Source organism: Pseudomonas sp. JS425, from assembly GCF_018223845.1.
Lineage (GTDB): Bacteria > Pseudomonadota > Gammaproteobacteria > Pseudomonadales > Pseudomonadaceae > Aquipseudomonas > Aquipseudomonas asiatica.
Window position 1 is genome coordinate 401,200 of sequence record NZ_CP073661.1, and the last position, 17,081, is coordinate 418,280.

Genomic DNA, 17,081 nt, shown 5'->3' on the forward strand with positions numbered 1-17,081 from the left:
TGTGTCGTGCCTCGTCATACCGGACGAGGCACGGCATCATCGTTTACTGTGCCTGAACTTCCTTCAGATACGCCGCCGGCTCCGCCCCCAGGTTGTTCAGCAAGCGCTGGCTGTACCAGTCAATGAAGTTGACCACGCCAAACTCGTAGGTTTTCGAGTATGGCCCAGGCTGGTAAGCGGTGGAGTTGATACCACGCTGGTTTTCCTCGGCCAGGCGACGGTCCTGGTCGTTGGTGGCGTCCCACACCTTGCGCATGTTCTCGGGGTTGTAGTCCACACCCTCCACGGCATCCTTGTGCACCAGCCACTTGGTGGTGACCATGGTTTCCTGGGCGCTGATCGGCCACACGGTGAACACGATCATGTGGTCGCCCATGCAGTGGTTCCAGGAGTGCGGCAGGTGCAGGATGCGCATCGAGCCCAAGTCCGGGTTCTGGATACGACCCATCAGCTTCTGGCAGGCCTGTTTGCCGTCCATGGTCATCGACACGGTGCCCTTGAGCAGCGGCATGCGCACGATACGGTTACGCAGGCCATGGCTTTTGTGCAGGTACGGGATCTTCTCGGCTTCCCAGGCGGCGGCGGAGGCAGCCACGTGGTCCTTGAATTCCTGGCTGGCGCGCGGGTCGTTGGTGTCGTCCCATTCCAGCAGGGTTTGCAGCAGCTCCGGGTGCGAACCGTTGCAGTGGTAGCACTCGCGGTTGTTTTCCAGCACCAGCTTCCAGTTGGCCTTTTCCATCAAGGTGGTCTGTACCGCCACCTTGGTGTTTTCCATGTCGTACGGTTCCATGTAGTGGTCCAGGGTGGCCAGGAACTCGTCGATGGCAGGCGGGTTTTCCGCCAGGCTGATGAAGATGTAGCCGCCGGCGACCTTCACGTTCACAGGCTTCAGGCCATACTGGTTCATGTCGAAGTCGGCACCCATTTCGGTACCGGCGAACAGCAGGCGGCCGTCCAGCTCGTAGGTCCACTGGTGGTACGGGCAGACCAGCTTGGCCACCTTGCCCTTGTCGCTGACGCACAGGCGCGAACCGCGGTGGCGGCAGACGTTGTGGAAGGCGTGCACCTTACCTTCGGCGCCACGCACCACGATGATCGGGTTCTTGCCGATCTGCAGGGTGATGTAGTTGCCCTTGGCCGGGATCTCGCAGGTCATGCCGGCGATCAGCCACTCCTTGTGGAAGATCTCCTGCATGTCGATCTGGAACAGACGCTCGTCGGTGTAGAAAGGCTGGGGCAGCGAGTAGGTGCGCTCGCGGGTCTGCAGCATCTCGGCGGTGGCCTTGCGTGCAGGTTCCAGTGGATCGCCCAGGCTCAGGGTTGCGGTGACGTCCATCGTGTATTCCTCGGGGCCGTGTGCGGCCGGCAAAAGGTGGCTAATCGTTGTTGTGGTGCCGCAAGGCTGCTCATCAGAAACAGCTAGTTGTTTTGCCGTGGAGTGTGCGTCCGAAGGCGTCATGAACCGTATCCATGGGCGACATGGCCGATTTGAATTACGACGCGCCAGCCCTTGCAGTGCGGGGCTGGTCGCGATAAGCACGCCGATGTCGCTGGCAGGAATGTACGTCGTCTTCAGCTTGCGCATTATCCAAGCCATAAAACGGCCAATAGTCGGCTGCTGGAGATGAACATGTCCGATACCTTCCTCAATCCGGTCACTACCCAGACCTGGGCCAACGGCCGCCACATCGTGCGCTGCGTCAAGGTCATCCAGGAGACCTGGGACGTGCGCACCTTCTGCTTCATGGCCGATCAACCGATCATGTTCTTCTTCAAGCCGGGGCAGTTCGTCACCCTGGAGCTGGAGATCGAAGGCAAGCCGGTGATGCGTTCCTACACCATCTCCAGTTCACCGTCGGTGCCCTACAGCTTCTCGATCACCGTCAAGCGTGTACCGGGCGGCCTGGTGTCCAACTTCCTCCACGACACCATGCACGAAGGCGCCGAGCTGCCGGTGCACGGCCCGGTGGGGCTGTTCAACGCCATCGATTTCCCGGCGCAGAAGGTGCTGTACCTCTCGGGCGGTGTCGGGATCACCCCGGTCATGTCGATGGCGCGCTGGTTCTACGACACCAACGGCAATGTCGACATGGTGTTCGTGCACAGCGCCCGTTCGCCGAAGGACATCATCTACCATCGTGAACTGGAGCAGATGGCCTCGCGCATCCCCAATTTCAGCTTGCACATCATTTGTGAAAAGCATGGCCTGGGTGAGCCGTGGGCGGGTTATCGCGGTTACCTCAACCAGCGCCTGATGGAGCTGATCGCGCCGGACTACATGGACCGTGTGGTGTTCTGCTGCGGCCCGACGCCATACATGACTGCGGTCAAGCGCATGCTCGAAGCGGTCGGCTTCGACATGAAGAACTATCACGAGGAATCGTTCGGTGCGACGCCGCCTGAGGCCAAGGCCGATGCGGTGGAGCATGCCGAGCAGGCTGCCGACGCGCCGGAACTGGATGCGGCCGACCTCAACCTGGTGGAGTTCATCGGTAGCGAGAAGAGCATCCGCATCGCCCCGGGCGAGACCGTGCACGCGGCGGCGGCCAAGGTTGGCCTGATGATCCCGAAAGCCTGCGGTATGGGCATTTGCGGCACCTGCAAGGTGCTCAAGCTGGGCGGCGAAGTGGAGATGGAACACAACGGCGGCATTACTGAAGAGGACGAAGCCGAGGGCTACATTCTGTCGTGCTGCAGCGTGCCGAAAGGGGATGTGCGGATCGATTACTGATCCGGGAATGCAGGGGGCTGCCTTGCAGCCCATCGCGACACAAGGCCGCTCCCACAAAGGCTCCGGTTACATCGGCCAATGTGGGAGCGGCCTTGTGTCGCGAAAGGGCCGCAAAGCGGCCCCGGCTTTTTAAAGTCAGGTACGGAACCGCGCCACCAAGCCATTCAGATCCACGGCCAACCGCGACAACTCCGCACTCGCCGCACTGGTCTGATGCGCCCCGGTAGCACTCTGCACCGACAGGTCATTGATGTTCACCAGGTTGCGGTCCACTTCCCGCGCGACCTGCGCCTGCTCTTCCGCCGCGCTGGCAATTACCAGGTTACGCTCGTTGATCTGCGCCACTGCCCCGGCAATGGTGTCCAGCGCCATGCCTGCGCCACGAGCAATGTTCAGGGTGGATTCGGCACGCTCGGTGCTGGTGCGCATCGATTCCACCGCTTCTTCCGTACCGCCCTGAATACTGCCGATCATCCGCTCGATCTCACTGGTCGACTGCTGGGTACGATGAGCCAGCGCTCGCACCTCATCAGCCACCACGGCAAAGCCCCGGCCCGCCTCACCGGCACGTGCCGCCTCGATCGCGGCGTTCAGCGCCAGCAGGTTGGTCTGGTCGGCCAGGCCACGGATCACGTCCAGCACCTTGCCGATATCGCGCGACTGTTCGGCCAGGTGGGTGACCAGTTTGGCGGTGGCCTGCACATCGCCACTCATGCGCTCGATGGCACCCACGGTTTCCATGACCAGGTCGCGGCCGTCGCCCGCCGAACGGCTGGCTTCGCTGGAGGCTTCCGAGGTGCTGACTGCATTGCGCGCTACTTCTTCGACGGCGCTGGTCATCTCGGTCACCGCCGTGGCGGCCTGTTCGATTTCGTTGTTCTGCTGCTGCAGGCCGCGGGCGCTTTCGTCAGTGACGGCGTTCAGCTCTTCGGCAGCCGAGGCCAGCTGTGTCGCCGACCCGGCGATCAGCTGCAAGGTGTCGCGCAGTTTGTCTTGCATGCGGGCCATGGCGCGCAGCAGGCGGGCAGCTTCGTCGGTACCCTCGGCATGGATGACATGGGTCAGGTCGCCGTCGGCAATCTGTTCGGCACATCTAAGCGCCTCGTCGATCGGCTTGACGATGCTGCGGGTCAACAGCAGGGCACAGACAAAAGTCAGCACGGTGGCGGCGACCAGCAGGCCGATCACCAGAGAGAAGGCCGCGTCATACTGGCTGGCGGCTTTCGCGTTGGTGTCACGGGTCTGCTCGGTATTGATGCCCACCAGGGTCTCCATGATCTTGTTGATCTGCTCGGAGTTGGCCTGCAAGTCACGGTTGAGAACATCTCTCAGCTCGTCGAGGCGGCCGGCCTGGTTGAGGCTGCGCATTTGCGCCTCCAGCTGGCGATACTGGTTGAGCAACTGAACATACTGGTCGTACGCAGCCTGTTCGTCGGCGGCAGTGATCAGCGGCACGTAGGCCTCTCGCGCGCGGTCGATCTGCTGGTTGCGCTGGTCCATCAGGTTGAGGATTTCCTGCTGGTTTTGCGGGTCGCGGTTCACCAGCAGGCGGTAGGAGAGGCTGCGCAGGCGCAGGTTCAGCGCGCTGATCTCATCCAGTGTCTTGATGGCGGGGACGCTGATTTGCTCGATGACCAGGCCGGCCTGGCGGATGTTGCCCATCTGCATCAGAGAGAAGATACCGAGGCCGAGCATCAGCAGGCCGATGAGCGCAAAGCCCAGCAATGCGCGTGGGGCAATATTGATGTTGCGTAATGACATGGTGGGCAGATCCAGGCAAGTGAAGGAGACGCTTCCAGTGCGACAGAATGTGTCTCTCTGAGTATCGGTCGTGACCCGTCAGCCTTGAGTGCGCGCCTGGCAAAACTCCGAGTTGGCCCGGTTGTTCCTGACCGGCGGTTGACCCAGGTCGGAACAAGGGGCCGGTTACCCTGTCAATCTGCGGGTTAGACACTTTGTGAATCCGATATTTAATGGCGATGGGCCGCACTTTTCTTTATCGTGTGCGCCCCTCGCAACAACCTGAGATAGACCCATGCTGGAAGCTTCCCTGAATCAAATCGAGCAACTGGTCAGCGACCTGATGCAGAAGAACGCTCAACTCACCGAGCAGAACGCCGCCCTCGGTCAGGAACTGGCCCAGGCCAAGGAAGAGAACGAAACCCTGCAGCTGTCGCTGATGGAGCAGGAAGAGAAGAACGGCAGCACCGCCGCACGCCTGCAGGCCCTGCTCGAGCGCGCCAACGCCGGCGTCGTAGGCGCATGACACTGCGAGCGCAGCCGATCAATGTCGTGTCGATCCTCGGCAACGACTATTCGATCAAGGCGCCTGCAGGCCAGGAAGCGACCCTGGCCCAGGCGGTGCAGATGCTCAACACCGCCCTGGCCCAGACCAAGCGTCAGTACCCGACCCTGATCGGCGACAAGTTGCTGGTGCTGGCCGCGCTGAACCTGTGTTCGCGGCAGATCGAGCTGCAGGATGAGCACCGCAAGACGCTGGAGCGTACCCAGGCGCAGATCGATGCCACGGTGGACGCCATCGTGCGGACCATAGCCGAACAATAAGGCCTTGCATCGACCTCTGTGGGAGCGGATTCACCCGCGAATGCGTCAGTGCATTCAGCATCGCATTCGCGGGTAAACCCGCTCCCACAGGGTATCTGATTGCTTCAGGTCACTGGATTAACTGCATACGCAAGTGTATACACTTTCCGCAAAACAATAATTATGCGGGGAGTAGGGCATGCGTATCTGGCGTAAAAGCATCCAGTGGCAGTTGATCACCAGCATGGGCGCCGCCCTGCTGGCGAGCATCCTGGTGGTGGTCATCATTTTCACGGTGGCGCTAAACCGCCTCACCGAACGCTACCTGGTCGATACCGCGCTGCCCGCCAGCATCGAGGCCATCCGCAACGACATCGAGCGCATGCTCGGCCAGCCGCTGGTGGCGGCGGCGGATATTGCCGGCAACACCCTGCTGCGCGACTGGCTTGCCGCCGGTGAAGACCCCGCCCATGCCGCTCCATTCATCGAATACCTGACCGCCGCCAAGCAGCGCAACCAGGCCTTCACCACTTTGTTCGTTTCGACCGAAACCGGCCACTACTACAACGAGAATGGCCTGGACCGTACTCTCAGCCGCAGCAACCCCAAGGACAAATGGTTCTACGGCTACATCGACAGCGGTGCCGAACGCCTGATCAACATCGACATCGACGGTGCCACCGGCGAGCTCGCGCTGTTCATCGACTATCGCGTGGAAAAGAATGGCCAACTGGTCGGTGTGGCTGGCATGGGCCTGCGCATGACCGAACTGTCGAAGCTGATTCATGACTTCAAATTTGGCGAGCACGGCAGGGTGTTCCTGGTGCGTAACGATGGCCTGATCCAGGTTCATCCGGACGCTGCCTTCAGCGGCAAACGCCAGCTCACCGAACAGCTCGGCGCGGATGCCGCCAAGGCGCTGATGACCGGCGACGAGGGCCTGCGCAGCAGCCGCTTCAGCCGTGACGGCGAAAGCTACCTGGCGCTCGGCCTGCCCTTGCGCGACCTCAACTGGACCCTGGTGGCCGAGGTGCCGGAGGAGGAAATCTACGCGCCAATGCACCAGGCGGTATGGCTGACCAGCCTGATCGGTGGTGCCGTGGCCCTGGTATCGCTGCTGCTGGTGGTGCTGCTGGCGCGTGGCCTGGTGCGGCCGATCCGCCGCGTGACAGCGGCGCTGGTGCAGATTGGCAGTGGCGCGGGCGACCTCAGCCACCGGCTGGACGATTCACGCCAGGACGAACTGGGCGACCTGGCGCGTGGCTTCAACCGCTTCCTCGACAGCCAGCGCCGGTTGATCGGCGAGATATTGCACACTTCCGAGCGGCTGCACCTGGCGGTCGAGCAGGTGACACAGGTGGTGGACAACACCGCCGAGCGTTCCGGGCGCCAGCAGGAAATGACCGAAATGGTCGCTACCGCCGTGCACGAAATGGGTTTGACCGTGCAGGACATTGCCCGCAATGCCGGTGATGCGGCCCAGGCCTCGCAGTCGGCGAGGGACGAAGCCTTGCAGGCGCGTGAAGTGGTGCAACGCTCGATCCGTGGTATCGAAGGGATGTCGGGTGATATCGGCAAGGCTGCCGATGCAGTCAGCCAGCTGGCCGAGGAAGTAGCTTCGATCGACGAAGTTCTGGCGGTGATCCGTAGTATTTCCGAGCAAACCAACCTGCTGGCGCTGAATGCCGCCATCGAGGCGGCCAGGGCAGGGGAGATGGGCCGTGGGTTTGCCGTGGTGGCCGATGAGGTGCGTACCTTGGCCCGGCGCACGCAGCTGTCCACCGACGAAGTGCAGCAGATGATCCAGCGCTTGAAGCAGGGCGCGGGTTCGGCTGTGAGTTCGATGCAGGCTGGGCAGCAGGCGACGGGTAGCGGGGTGGAGTCGAGCCAGCGCACCGGAGCGTCATTGGGGGCGATCACTGACCAGGTCGAGCACATCAGCGACATGAACCATCAGGTAGCTACTGCGACCGAAGAGCAGTCGGCGGTGACCGAGGAGATCAATCGTACGGTGCAGGGGATTTCCGACCTGGCGCGGGAGACCGCGGCGGAGGTGCAGGGCTGTCGTGAAGAGTGCCAGGCGCTGCGTGGCTTGGCGGATGACCTGGCGCGGCAGATGGGTGGGTTCAGGCTTTAGATCAGTGTTGGCTTCTTCGCGGGTAAACCCGCTCCCACAGGTTCATCATTGCTCTTGAGGGCAGAGCTGTACCTGTAGCTCCCACAGGCTCACCTCAGGCCTTGAAACCTGCGCGATCCCTGTAGGAGCGGGTTTACCCGCGAATGCGGCCTGTCAGGCGCCGATGATGGCGCGGATATCCGCCGCCAGCTCGCGCACCCGCTCTTCCTCGGTATCCCACGAGCACATGAACCGCGCCCCGCCGCTACCAATGAAGGTATAGAACCGCCATCCCCTGCTGCGCAGTGCCTCGATCGCATGCTCCGGCATCTGCAGGAACACCCCGTTGGCCTCAACCGGGAACATCAGATCCACTCCCGGCAAATCACTCACCAGCGAGGCGAGCAACTGCGCGCAATGGTTGGCATGCGCGCCATGGCGCAACCAGGCGCCATCTTCCAGCAGGCCCACCCAAGGCGCCGACAGGAAGCGCATCTTCGATGCCAGTTGCCCGGCCTGCTTGCAGCGGTAGTCGAAGTCCTCGGCCAGTTGGCGGTTGAAGAACAGGATCGCCTCGCCCACCGCCATGCCGTTCTTGGTGCCGCCAAAGCACAGTACATCGACACCGGCCTTCCAGGTCAGCTCTGCCGGGCTGCAGCCCAGGAACGAGCAGGCATTGCTGAAGCGTGCGCCGTCCATGTGCAGGTTCAGCCCCAGCTCTTTGCAGGTGGCGCTGATCGCCTTCAGCTCGTCGGGGCGATAGACGGTGCCCACCTCGGTGGCCTGGGTAATGGTCACCACCCGTGGCTTGGGGTAGTGGATGTCCTGACGCTTCAGCGCCACTTCGCGGATCGACTGTGGTGTCAGCTTGCCGTTGACGCTGGGCGCGGTCAGCAGCTTGGAGCCGTTGGAGAAGAACTCCGGCGCACCGCACTCGTCGGTTTCGACGTGGGCGGTCTCGGAGCAGATCACGCTGTGGTAGCTCTGGCACAGCGAGGCCAGCGCCAGGGAGTTGGCGGCGGTGCCGTTGAAGGCGAAGAACACCTCGCAGTCGGTTTCGAACAGCTTGCGGAAGTATTCCGCGGCGCGTTCGGTCCACTGGTCGTCGCCGTAGGCGCGGTCGTGGCCATGGTTGGCCTTTTCCATCGCTGCCCAGGCTTCGGGGCAGATGCCGGAATAGTTGTCGCTGGCGAATTGTTGGCTCTTATCTGTCATGACACTGTCCTGTGAACGACGCAGAACAGCACTCTAAACCATCGATTCAGCAGTTGCCTATACAAGCGGTGCAGCGTTTGATTTCGGCATTGCCTGTACTGGCCTATTCGCGGCTAAAGCCGCTCCCACTGGGAGATTGCAAGCATTGAGGCAGCGCCGTACCTGTGGGAGCGGGTTCACCCGCGAAAGGGCCGGCACGGTCAACACAAAAGCGAATGTCGTAAACGCGCCATTGCAAGGCGTGCGCAGGCATCTGACCCGCCCCGGCCAGTCATAACATCGCCACAAAGGGCCACAGTGCCCCACGACAAAAAACGATCGCTGCCGGGAGATACACGATGTTCAGCAAGCAAGACCAGATTCAGGGTTACGACGATGCACTGCTGGCGGCGATGAATGCCGAAGAGCAGCGCCAGGAAGACCACATCGAGCTGATCGCCTCGGAAAACTACACCTCCAAGCGCGTGATGCAGGCCCAAGGCAGCGGCCTGACCAACAAGTACGCCGAAGGCTACCCGGGCAAGCGCTACTACGGTGGCTGCGAGCACGTGGACAAGGTCGAGGCCCTGGCCATCGAGCGCGCCAAGCAGCTGTTCGGTGCCGACTACGCCAACGTCCAGCCGCACTCCGGCTCCTCGGCCAACGCTGCGGTTTACCTGGCCCTGCTGCAGGCTGGTGACACCATCCTCGGCATGAGCCTGGCCCACGGCGGCCACCTGACCCACGGCGCCAAGGTGTCGTCCTCGGGCAAGCTGTACAACGCTGTGCAATACGGCATCGACACTAACACCGGCCTGATCGACTACGACGAAGTCGAGCGCCTGGCTGTCGAGCACAAGCCAAAAATGATCGTTGCCGGCTTCTCGGCCTACTCCAAGACCCTCGACTTCCCACGCTTCCGCGCCATCGCCGACAAGGTCGGTGCGCTGCTGTTCGTCGACATGGCCCACGTAGCCGGCCTGGTTGCCGCTGGCCTGTACCCGAACCCGATCCCGTTCGCCGATGTGGTTACCACCACCACTCACAAGACCCTGCGCGGCCCACGTGGCGGCCTGATCCTTGCCAAGTCGAACGAAGAGATCGAGAAGAAGCTGAACGCCGCGGTGTTCCCAGGCGCCCAGGGCGGCCCGCTGATGCACGTGATCGCCGCCAAGGCCGTTTGCTTCAAGGAAGCGCTGGAGCCTGAATTCAAGGCCTACCAGCAACAAGTGATCGAAAACGCCCAGGCCATGGCCCAGGTGTTCATCGACCGCGGCTACGACGTGGTTTCCGGCGGCACCGACAACCACCTGTTCCTGGTCAGCCTGATCCGCCAGGGCCTCACCGGCAAAGATGCCGACGCCGCCCTGGGCCGCGCGCACATCACCGTCAACAAGAACGCCGTGCCGAATGACCCGCAGTCGCCATTCGTCACCTCGGGCCTGCGCATCGGTACCCCGGCCGTTACCACCCGCGGCTTCAAGGTCGCTCAGTGCGTGGCCCTGGCCGGCTGGATCTGCGACATCCTCGACAACCTCGGTGACGCAGACGTCGAAGCCGATGTGGCGAAGAACGTCGCGGCCCTGTGCGCAGATTTCCCTGTTTACCGCTGAGTGGAGTCACACACCATGCAACGTTACTCGGGCTTCGGCCTTTTCAAGCACTCCCTCAGCCACCACGAGAACTGGCAGCGCATGTGGCGCACGCCAACCCCTAAAAAGGTCTACGACGTGGTTATCGTCGGCGGTGGCGGCCATGGCCTTGCCACGGCCTACTACCTGGCCAAGGAACACGGCATTACCAACGTTGCCGTGATCGAGAAGGGCTACCTGGGCGGCGGCAACACCGCCCGTAACACCACCATCGTGCGTTCCAACTACCTGTGGGACGAGTCGGCGCACCTGTACGAGCACGCCATGAAACTGTGGGAGGGCCTGTCCCAGGACCTCAACTACAACGTGATGTTCTCCCAGCGCGGCGTGTACAACCTGTGCCACACCCTGCAGGACATGCGCGACTCCGAGCGCCGGGTCAGCGCCAACCGCCTGAACGGCGTGGACGGCGAGTTGCTCAACACCGCCCAGGTCGCGGCCGAGATCCCGTACCTGGACTGCTCGAAGAACACCCGCTACCCGATCCTCGGTGCCACCGTGCAGCGCCGTGGCGGCGTGGCGCGTCACGACGCCGTGGCCTGGGGCTTTGCCCGTGCCGCCGACGCCCTGGGCGTGGACCTGATCCAGCAGACCGAAGTGATCGGCTTCCGCAAGGAAAACGGCGCGGTCATCGGTGTGGAAACCAACAAAGGCTTCATCGGCGCCAAGCGCGTCGGCGTGGTCACCGCCGGTAACTCCGGGCACATGGCCAAGCTGGCCGGCTTCCGCCTGCCGCTGGAATCTCACCCGCTGCAAGCACTGGTATCCGAGCCGATCAAGCCGATCATCGACAGCGTGATCATGTCCAACGCCGTGCACGGCTACATCAGCCAGTCCGACAAGGGTGACCTGGTGATCGGTGCCGGTATCGACGGCTGGGTCGGCTACGGCCAGCGCGGTTCGTACCCGGTGATCGAGCACACCCTGCAGGCCATCGTCGAGATGTTCCCCAACCTCTCGCGCGTGCGCATGAATCGCCAGTGGGGCGGCATCGTCGATACCTCGCCGGACGCTTGCCCGATCATCACCAAGACCCCGGTCAAGAACATGTTCTTCAACTGCGGTTGGGGTACTGGCGGCTTCAAGGCGACCCCGGGTTCGGGCAACGTCTTCGCCGCGAGCCTGGCCAAGGGCGAAATGCACCCACTGGCCGCGCCGTTCTCCATGGACCGTTTCTACAACGGCGCACTGATCGACGAACACGGCGCCGCCGCCGTCGCCCACTAACCGGAGACACCGTCATGTTGCATATTTTCTGTCCCCACTGCGGCGAGCTGCGCTCCGAAGAAGAGTTCCACGCCTCTGGCCAGGCGCACATCGCCCGCCCGCTGGACCCTAACGCCTGCTCCGACGAGGAGTGGGGTACCTACATGTTCTACCGTGACAACCCACGCGGTATTCACCACGAACTGTGGGACCACGTTGCCGGCTGCCGCCAGTATTTCAACGTCACCCGTGACACCGTGACCTACGAGATTCTGGAAACCTACAAGATTGGCGAGAAGCCGCAAGTGACCGCCAGCGGCAAGCAGAACAGCGCCGCGTCGACCGTCAAAGGCCAAGGGGAAAAAGTATGAGCCAGACCTATCGCCTCGCCAGCGGCGGCCGTATCGACCGCAGCAAGGTCCTTAACTTCAGCTTCAACGGCAAGACCTACCAGGGTTATGCCGGTGACAGCCTGGCCGCCGCGTTGCTGGCCAACGGCGTCGACATCGTCGGCCGCAGCTTCAAGTATTCGCGTCCACGCGGCATCATCGCCGCCGGTACCGAAGAGCCGAACGCCATCCTGCAGATCGGCTCCAGCGAAGCCACCCAGATCCCCAACGTGCGTGCCACCCAGCAGGCGCTGTACGCAGGTCTTGTAGCTACCAGCACCAACGGCTGGCCGAACGTCAACAACGACGTCATGGGCATCCTGGGCAAGGTTGGCGGCAGCATGATGCCGCCGGGCTTCTACTACAAAACCTTCATGTACCCGAAATCGTTCTGGATGACTTACGAGAAGTACATCCGCAAAGCCGCAGGCCTTGGCCGCGCGCCGCTGCAGAACGACCCGGACAGCTACGACTACATGAACCAGCACTGCGACGTGCTGATCGTCGGCGCCGGCCCTGCCGGCCTGGCCGCTGCCCTGGCCGCTGGCCGCAGCGGTGCCCGCGTGATCCTGGCTGACGAGCAGGAAGAGTTCGGCGGCAGCCTGCTCGACACCCGCGAAACCCTCGACGGCAAGCCTGCTGCCGATTGGGTCAGCGCTGTGGTCAAAGAGCTGGAAAGCCTGCCGGAAGTGACCCTGCTGCCACGTGCCACGGTCAACGGCTACCACGACCATAACTTCCTGACCATCCACGAGCGCCTCACCGACCACCTCGGCGATCGCGCCCCTATCGGCCAGGTACGCCACCGCGTGCACCGCGTCCGCGCCAAGCGCGTGGTGCTGGCTGCCGGCGCCCACGAGCGCCCGCTGGTGTACGGCAACAACGACCTGCCGGGCAACATGCTGGCCGGTGCCGTGTCCACCTACGTACGCCGCTACGGCGTGGCCCCGGGCCGCAAGCTGGTGCTGTCGACCAACAACGACCACGCCTACCGCGCCGCGCTGGACTGGCACGACGCCGGCCTGCAAGTGGTCGCCATTGCCGACGCCCGCCACAACCCACGTGGCTCGCTGGTTGAAGAAGCACGTGCCAAAGGCATCCGCATCCTTACCTCCAGCGCCGTGATCGAGGCGAAGGGCAGCAAGCACGTCAGCGGCGCCCGTGTGGCCGCCATCGATGTGCAGGCACACAAGGTCACCAGCCCTGGCGAAACTCTCGAGTGCGACCTGATCGCCACCTCCGGCGGCTACAGCCCGATCGTGCACCTGGCTTCGCACCTGGGCGGTCGCCCGGTATGGCGTGAAGATATCCTCGGCTTCGTGCCGGGCGATGCTCCGCAGAAACGCGAATGCGTGGGTGGCATCAACGGCGTCTACGCCCTGGGCGACGTGATCGCCGATGGCTTCGAAGGCGGCGTTCGCGCAGCCACCGAAGCGGGCTTCAAGGCCACCGTCGGCAGCCTGCCGAAAACCGTTGCGCGCAAGGAAGAGGCCACCGTGGCACTGTTCCAGGTGCCGCACGACAAGGGCACTGCCCGCGCACCCAAGCAGTTCGTCGACCAGCAGAACGACGTCACCGCGGCCGCAATCGAACTGGCCACCCGCGAAGGCTTCGAGTCGGTCGAGCACGTAAAACGCTACACCGCGCTGGGCTTTGGTACCGACCAGGGCAAACTGGGCAACATCAACGGCCTAGCCATCGCCGCCCGTTCGATCGGCATTACCATCCCTGAAATGGGCACCACCATGTTCCGCCCCAACTACACGCCGGTTACCTTCGGTGCAGTAGCGGGCCGTCACTGTGGTCACCTGTTCGAGCCCGTACGCTTCACCGCCCTGCATGCCTGGCACGTGAAGAACGGCGCCGAGTTCGAAGACGTCGGCCAGTGGAAACGCCCGTGGTACTTCCCGAAAGCCGGTGAAGACATCCACGCCGCCGTGACCCGTGAATGCAAGGCCGTGCGCGACAGCGTGGGCCTGCTGGACGCCTCGACCCTGGGCAAGATCGACATTCAGGGCCCGGATGCGCGTGAGTTCCTCAACCGCATCTACACCAACGCCTGGACCAAGCTCGACGTGGGCAAGGCCCGCTATGGCCTGATGTGCAAGGAAGACGGCATGGTCTTCGACGACGGCGTAACCGCCTGCGTCGGCGACAACCACTTCATCATGACCACCACCACTGGCGGCGCCGCCCGCGTGCTGCAGTGGATGGAGCTGTACCACCAGACCGAATGGCCGGAACTGAAGGTGTACTTCACCTCGGTCACCGACCACTGGGCCACCATGACCCTGTCCGGCCCCAACAGCCGCAAGCTGCTGAGCGAGCTGACCGACATCGACATGGACAAGGAAGCCTTCCCGTTCATGACCTGGAAGGAAGGCAACGTCGGCGGCGTACCGGCCCGGGTGTTCCGTATCTCGTTCACCGGCGAGCTGTCGTACGAAGTCAACGTGCAGGCCAACTACGCCATGGGCGTGCTGGAACAGATCATCGAGGCAGGCAAGAAGTACAACCTGACCCCGTACGGTACCGAGACCATGCACGTACTGCGTGCCGAGAAGGGCTTCATCATTGTTGGCCAGGATACCGACGGCTCGATGACCCCGGACGACCTGAACATGAGCTGGTGCGTAGGCCGCAACAAGCCGTACTCGTGGATCGGCCTGCGTGGCATGAACCGCGAAGACTGCGTGCGCGAGAACCGCAAGCAACTGGTAGGCCTGAAGCCGGTCGACCCGAACCAGTGGCTGCCGGAAGGCGCCCAGCTGGTATTCGACCCGAAACAGCCGATCCCGATGGATATGGTTGGCCACGTCACCTCCAGCTATGCGTCCAACTCCCTGGGCTACTCGTTCGCCATGGGTGTGGTCAAAGGCGGCCTCAAGCGCATGGGCGAGCGCGTCTACTCGCCGCAGGCGGATGGCAGCGTGATCGAGGCGGAGATCGTGTCTTCGGTGTTCTTCGATCCGAAGGGTGAGCGGCAGAACGTTTGAGGCTTCACCGGTAGCTCTGATTGGAATGCGGCCTCTGTGGGAGCGGGTTCACCCGCGAATGCGATGGTGGATTCACCGCCCTCTTCGCGGGTAAACCCGCTCCCACAATGGGTCTCCTCAGTCTGTGACTACAGGTTCTACCTCAGGTCTTCGCGATCAACAGAATTCAAGGCAGGTAAGAAATGAGCGCTATCAACGTCTTCCAGCAAAACCCCGGTGCCGAGGCCAAGGCCCAGTCGCCACTGCACCACGCCGACCTGGCCAGCCTGGTTGGCAAAGGCCGCAAGAACGCAGGCGTAACCCTGCGTGAACGCAAGTTCCTCGGCCACCTGACCATTCGTGGCGATGGCCACGACCCGGAGTTCGCTGCCGGCGTGCACAAGGCCCTGGGCCTGGAGCTGCCAGTGGCACTGACCGTGGTCGCCAACAACGAAATGTCGCTGCAATGGATGGGCCCCGACGAGTGGTTGCTGATCGTCCCGGGTGGCCAGGAGTTTGCCGTTGAGCAAAAGCTGCGCGCAGCCCTCGAAGGCCAGCACATCCAGGTGGTCAATGTCAGCGGCGGGCAGAGCCTGCTGGAACTGCGCGGCCCGAACGTGCGCGAAGTGCTGATGAAATCCACCAGCTATGATGTTCACCCGAACAACTTCTCGGTGGGCAAGGCAGTCGGCACCGTGTTCGCCAAGTCGCAACTGGTGATCCGCCGCACCGCCGAAGATACCTGGGAGCTGGTGATTCGCCGCAGCTTCGCCGACTACTGGTGGCTGTGGCTGCAGGACGCTTCGGCCGAGTACGGCCTGAGCATCGAGGCTTAAGGAGAACAGAACATGAGTCGGGCACCGGATACCTGGATTCTCACCGCCGACTGCCCGAGCATGCTCGGCACCGTCGACGTGGTGACGCGTTACCTCTTCGAGCAGCGCTGCTACGTGACGGAGCACCACTCCTTCGATGACCGGCTGTCGGGGCGTTTCTTCATTCGCGTGGAGTTCCGCCAGCCGGATGATTTCGATGAAGCCGGCTTCCGGGCCGGCCTTGCCGAGCGCAGCGAGGCGTTCGGCATGACCTTCGAGCTGACCGCACCTAACCATCGCCCCAAGGTGGTGATCATGGTGTCCAAGGCCGACCACTGCCTTAACGACCTGCTGTATCGCCAGCGTATCGGTCAGCTGGCCATGGACGTGGTCGCGGTGGTATCCAACCACCCTGATCTCGAACCACTGGCACACTGGCACAAGATTCCTTACTACCACTTTGCCCTCGACCCCAAGGACAAGCCCGGGCAAGAGCGCAAGGTACTTCAGGTGATCGAGGAAACCGGCGCCGAACTGGTGATTCTTGCGCGCTACATGCAGGTGCTGTCACCGGAGCTGTGCCGGCGTCTGGATGGCTGGGCGATCAATATTCACCACTCGTTGCTGCCAGGGTTCAAGGGTGCCAAGCCTTATCACCAGGCGTACAACAAGGGCGTGAAGATGGTTGGCGCTACGGCACACTACATCAACAACGACCTGGACGAAGGCCCGATCATCGCCCAGGGCGTGGAGGTGGTCGACCACAGCCATTACCCCGAAGACCTGATTGCCAAAGGGCGCGACATCGAGTGCCTGACCCTGGCGCGAGCGGTGGGGTATCACATCGAGCGACGAGTGTTCCTCAATGCGAACAGGACTGTGGTGCTCTGACCGCGTCTAGCTTTTATCGCGGGCATGGGCTTTCAGGGTTTCGCGGATGGCTGTAACGAACCTCTGGCGCATGTCCGCACCCAGTTTGTTGCCTGGGATTGGATCGCCGTCGCGGTCCACCCAGCCTGCTTTGAACTCGTGAAGATCCATGTCTTCGGCTTCTTCGTCGAAGTCGTAGCCGGGACCATAAGCCGCGTAATAGAAGATCTTATCGGCGTCCAGAAAGTACCGCTGTTTGCCGAACAATGCTGCTTCGATGTCTGGGTCGAAGCCCTGCTGCCTGGCAGCCTCGACCCAGTAGGGCCAGAAGGCGTCCTCGGGGCGCTCAGTATCCGTCATGGTGGTTCTCCAGTTTGATAGACGATGGGTTACTGCATCCCTATCGAAACACTCGGTCGCCGACGTATTGCGGTAGATATTCATCGTCCCGGGCATGCGCGCGACCACCACCTGGCCGATTGCCGTTCAGAGGCATTTGCCTGTCGTTTCCAGTCAGCGCATCCGTCCCCATCAGGCCCACAATTCCCTGCATTCCAGTAACACATGCCGCCCACGGATGGCGGCGCGT

General features: G+C 62.6%; 14 protein-coding genes. 10 read left to right on the plus strand and 4 right to left on the minus strand.

From position 1 onward, the window contains the following. Positions 1–43: 43 nt before the first annotated feature. Positions 44–1,336, minus strand: coding sequence for a glycine-betaine demethylase subunit GbcA (gene gbcA, locus KDB76_RS01790; RefSeq protein WP_013970512.1), 1,293 nt, complete (start codon positions 1,334–1,336; stop codon positions 44–46). 294 nt (positions 1,337–1,630) lie between these two features. On the opposite strand from gbcA, the gene gbcB reads away from it, so the two are divergent. Further along, positions 1,631–2,731 carry a glycine-betaine demethylase subunit GbcB gene (gene gbcB, locus KDB76_RS01795; RefSeq protein ID WP_015268654.1) on the plus strand — a complete coding sequence of 367 codons (1,101 nt, stop codon included), beginning with the start codon at positions 1,631–1,633 and terminating at the stop codon, positions 2,729–2,731. A 135-nt stretch (positions 2,732–2,866) separates the two neighbouring features. Here gbcB and KDB76_RS01800 read toward each other — a convergent pair whose 3' ends face one another. Further along, positions 2,867–4,492: a methyl-accepting chemotaxis protein gene (locus tag KDB76_RS01800; protein WP_013970514.1), complete on the minus strand. Its 1,626-nt coding sequence runs from the start codon at positions 4,490–4,492 to the stop codon at positions 2,867–2,869. Positions 4,493–4,766: 274 nt separating this feature from the next. Here KDB76_RS01800 and KDB76_RS01805 point away from each other — a divergent pair, with 274 nt between their 5' ends. The 3 genes from KDB76_RS01805 (at position 4,767) to mcpH (ending at position 7,412) form a co-directional block, all read left to right on the plus strand. Beyond that, on the plus strand, positions 4,767–4,997 hold the full coding sequence (locus tag KDB76_RS01805; RefSeq protein ID WP_003257514.1) for a hypothetical protein: 231 nt from the start codon (positions 4,767–4,769) through the stop codon (positions 4,995–4,997). Beyond that, positions 4,994–5,296 (plus strand): cell division protein ZapA, encoded by a 303-nt coding sequence (locus KDB76_RS01810; protein ID WP_013970515.1) that lies wholly within the window; start codon positions 4,994–4,996, stop codon positions 5,294–5,296. The genes KDB76_RS01805 and KDB76_RS01810 overlap by 4 nt, the downstream gene beginning before the upstream one ends. A 178-nt stretch (positions 5,297–5,474) precedes the next feature. Further along, positions 5,475–7,412 carry a methyl-accepting chemotaxis protein McpH gene (gene mcpH / locus KDB76_RS01815; protein ID WP_013970516.1) on the plus strand — a complete coding sequence of 646 codons (1,938 nt, stop codon included), beginning with the start codon at positions 5,475–5,477 and terminating at the stop codon, positions 7,410–7,412. Positions 7,413–7,565: 153 nt separating this feature from the next. On the opposite strand, the gene KDB76_RS01820 is transcribed toward mcpH, so the two are convergent. Then, positions 7,566–8,606 (minus strand): low specificity L-threonine aldolase, encoded by a 1,041-nt coding sequence (locus KDB76_RS01820; RefSeq protein ID WP_013970517.1) that lies wholly within the window; start codon positions 8,604–8,606, stop codon positions 7,566–7,568. A gap of 338 nt (positions 8,607–8,944) precedes the next feature. Between KDB76_RS01820 and KDB76_RS01825 the strand changes: the two genes are divergently transcribed. The 6 genes from KDB76_RS01825 (at position 8,945) to purU (ending at position 16,513) form a co-directional block, all read left to right on the plus strand. Next, positions 8,945–10,198, plus strand: a complete 1,254-nt coding sequence (locus KDB76_RS01825) for a serine hydroxymethyltransferase (protein ID WP_013970518.1) — start codon at positions 8,945–8,947, stop codon at positions 10,196–10,198. 15 nt (positions 10,199–10,213) lie between these two features. After that, complete coding sequence (locus KDB76_RS01830) at positions 10,214–11,464, plus strand: sarcosine oxidase subunit beta family protein (protein ID WP_003255680.1); 1,251 nt, start codon at positions 10,214–10,216, stop codon at positions 11,462–11,464. Positions 11,465–11,478: 14 nt separating this feature from the next. Continuing rightward, positions 11,479–11,814 (plus strand): sarcosine oxidase subunit delta, encoded by a 336-nt coding sequence (locus KDB76_RS01835; RefSeq protein WP_013970519.1) that lies wholly within the window; start codon positions 11,479–11,481, stop codon positions 11,812–11,814. Continuing rightward, on the plus strand, positions 11,811–14,828 hold the full coding sequence (locus KDB76_RS01840; protein WP_013970520.1) for a sarcosine oxidase subunit alpha: 3,018 nt from the start codon (positions 11,811–11,813) through the stop codon (positions 14,826–14,828). The genes KDB76_RS01835 and KDB76_RS01840 overlap by 4 nt, the downstream gene beginning before the upstream one ends. Before the next feature lie 182 nt (positions 14,829–15,010). Next, a complete protein-coding gene (soxG, locus tag KDB76_RS01845; protein WP_038408556.1) occupies positions 15,011–15,643 on the plus strand; it encodes a sarcosine oxidase subunit gamma family protein in 633 nt (210 codons plus the stop codon). A 12-nt stretch (positions 15,644–15,655) separates the two neighbouring features. After that, positions 15,656–16,513 carry a formyltetrahydrofolate deformylase gene (purU, locus tag KDB76_RS01850; protein WP_013970522.1) on the plus strand — a complete coding sequence of 286 codons (858 nt, stop codon included), beginning with the start codon at positions 15,656–15,658 and terminating at the stop codon, positions 16,511–16,513. A 6-nt stretch (positions 16,514–16,519) separates the two neighbouring features. Here purU and KDB76_RS01855 read toward each other — a convergent pair whose 3' ends face one another. Further along, positions 16,520–16,852, minus strand: a complete 333-nt coding sequence (locus KDB76_RS01855; RefSeq protein ID WP_023660605.1) for a hypothetical protein — start codon at positions 16,850–16,852, stop codon at positions 16,520–16,522. Positions 16,853–17,081 lie beyond the last annotated feature (229 nt).

Bases quoted from the DNA above. Each gene is read 5' to 3' on its own strand.
- gbcA (WP_013970512.1), bottom strand. From the start codon at position 1,336: ATGGACGTCACCGCAACCCTGAGCCTGGGCGATCCACTGGAACCTGCA.
- gbcB (WP_015268654.1), top strand. From the start codon at position 1,631: ATGTCCGATACCTTCCTCAATCCGGTCACTACCCAGACCTGGGCCAAC.
- KDB76_RS01800 (WP_013970514.1), bottom strand. From the start codon at position 4,492: ATGTCATTACGCAACATCAATATTGCCCCACGCGCATTGCTGGGCTTT.
- KDB76_RS01805 (WP_003257514.1), top strand. From the start codon at position 4,767: ATGCTGGAAGCTTCCCTGAATCAAATCGAGCAACTGGTCAGCGACCTG.
- KDB76_RS01810 (WP_013970515.1), top strand. From the start codon at position 4,994: ATGACACTGCGAGCGCAGCCGATCAATGTCGTGTCGATCCTCGGCAAC.
- mcpH (WP_013970516.1), top strand. From the start codon at position 5,475: ATGCGTATCTGGCGTAAAAGCATCCAGTGGCAGTTGATCACCAGCATG.
- KDB76_RS01820 (WP_013970517.1), bottom strand. From the start codon at position 8,606: ATGACAGATAAGAGCCAACAATTCGCCAGCGACAACTATTCCGGCATC.
- KDB76_RS01825 (WP_013970518.1), top strand. From the start codon at position 8,945: ATGTTCAGCAAGCAAGACCAGATTCAGGGTTACGACGATGCACTGCTG.
- KDB76_RS01830 (WP_003255680.1), top strand. From the start codon at position 10,214: ATGCAACGTTACTCGGGCTTCGGCCTTTTCAAGCACTCCCTCAGCCAC.
- KDB76_RS01835 (WP_013970519.1), top strand. From the start codon at position 11,479: ATGTTGCATATTTTCTGTCCCCACTGCGGCGAGCTGCGCTCCGAAGAA.
- KDB76_RS01840 (WP_013970520.1), top strand. From the start codon at position 11,811: ATGAGCCAGACCTATCGCCTCGCCAGCGGCGGCCGTATCGACCGCAGC.
- soxG (WP_038408556.1), top strand. From the start codon at position 15,011: ATGAGCGCTATCAACGTCTTCCAGCAAAACCCCGGTGCCGAGGCCAAG.
- purU (WP_013970522.1), top strand. From the start codon at position 15,656: ATGAGTCGGGCACCGGATACCTGGATTCTCACCGCCGACTGCCCGAGC.
- KDB76_RS01855 (WP_023660605.1), bottom strand. From the start codon at position 16,852: ATGACGGATACTGAGCGCCCCGAGGACGCCTTCTGGCCCTACTGGGTC.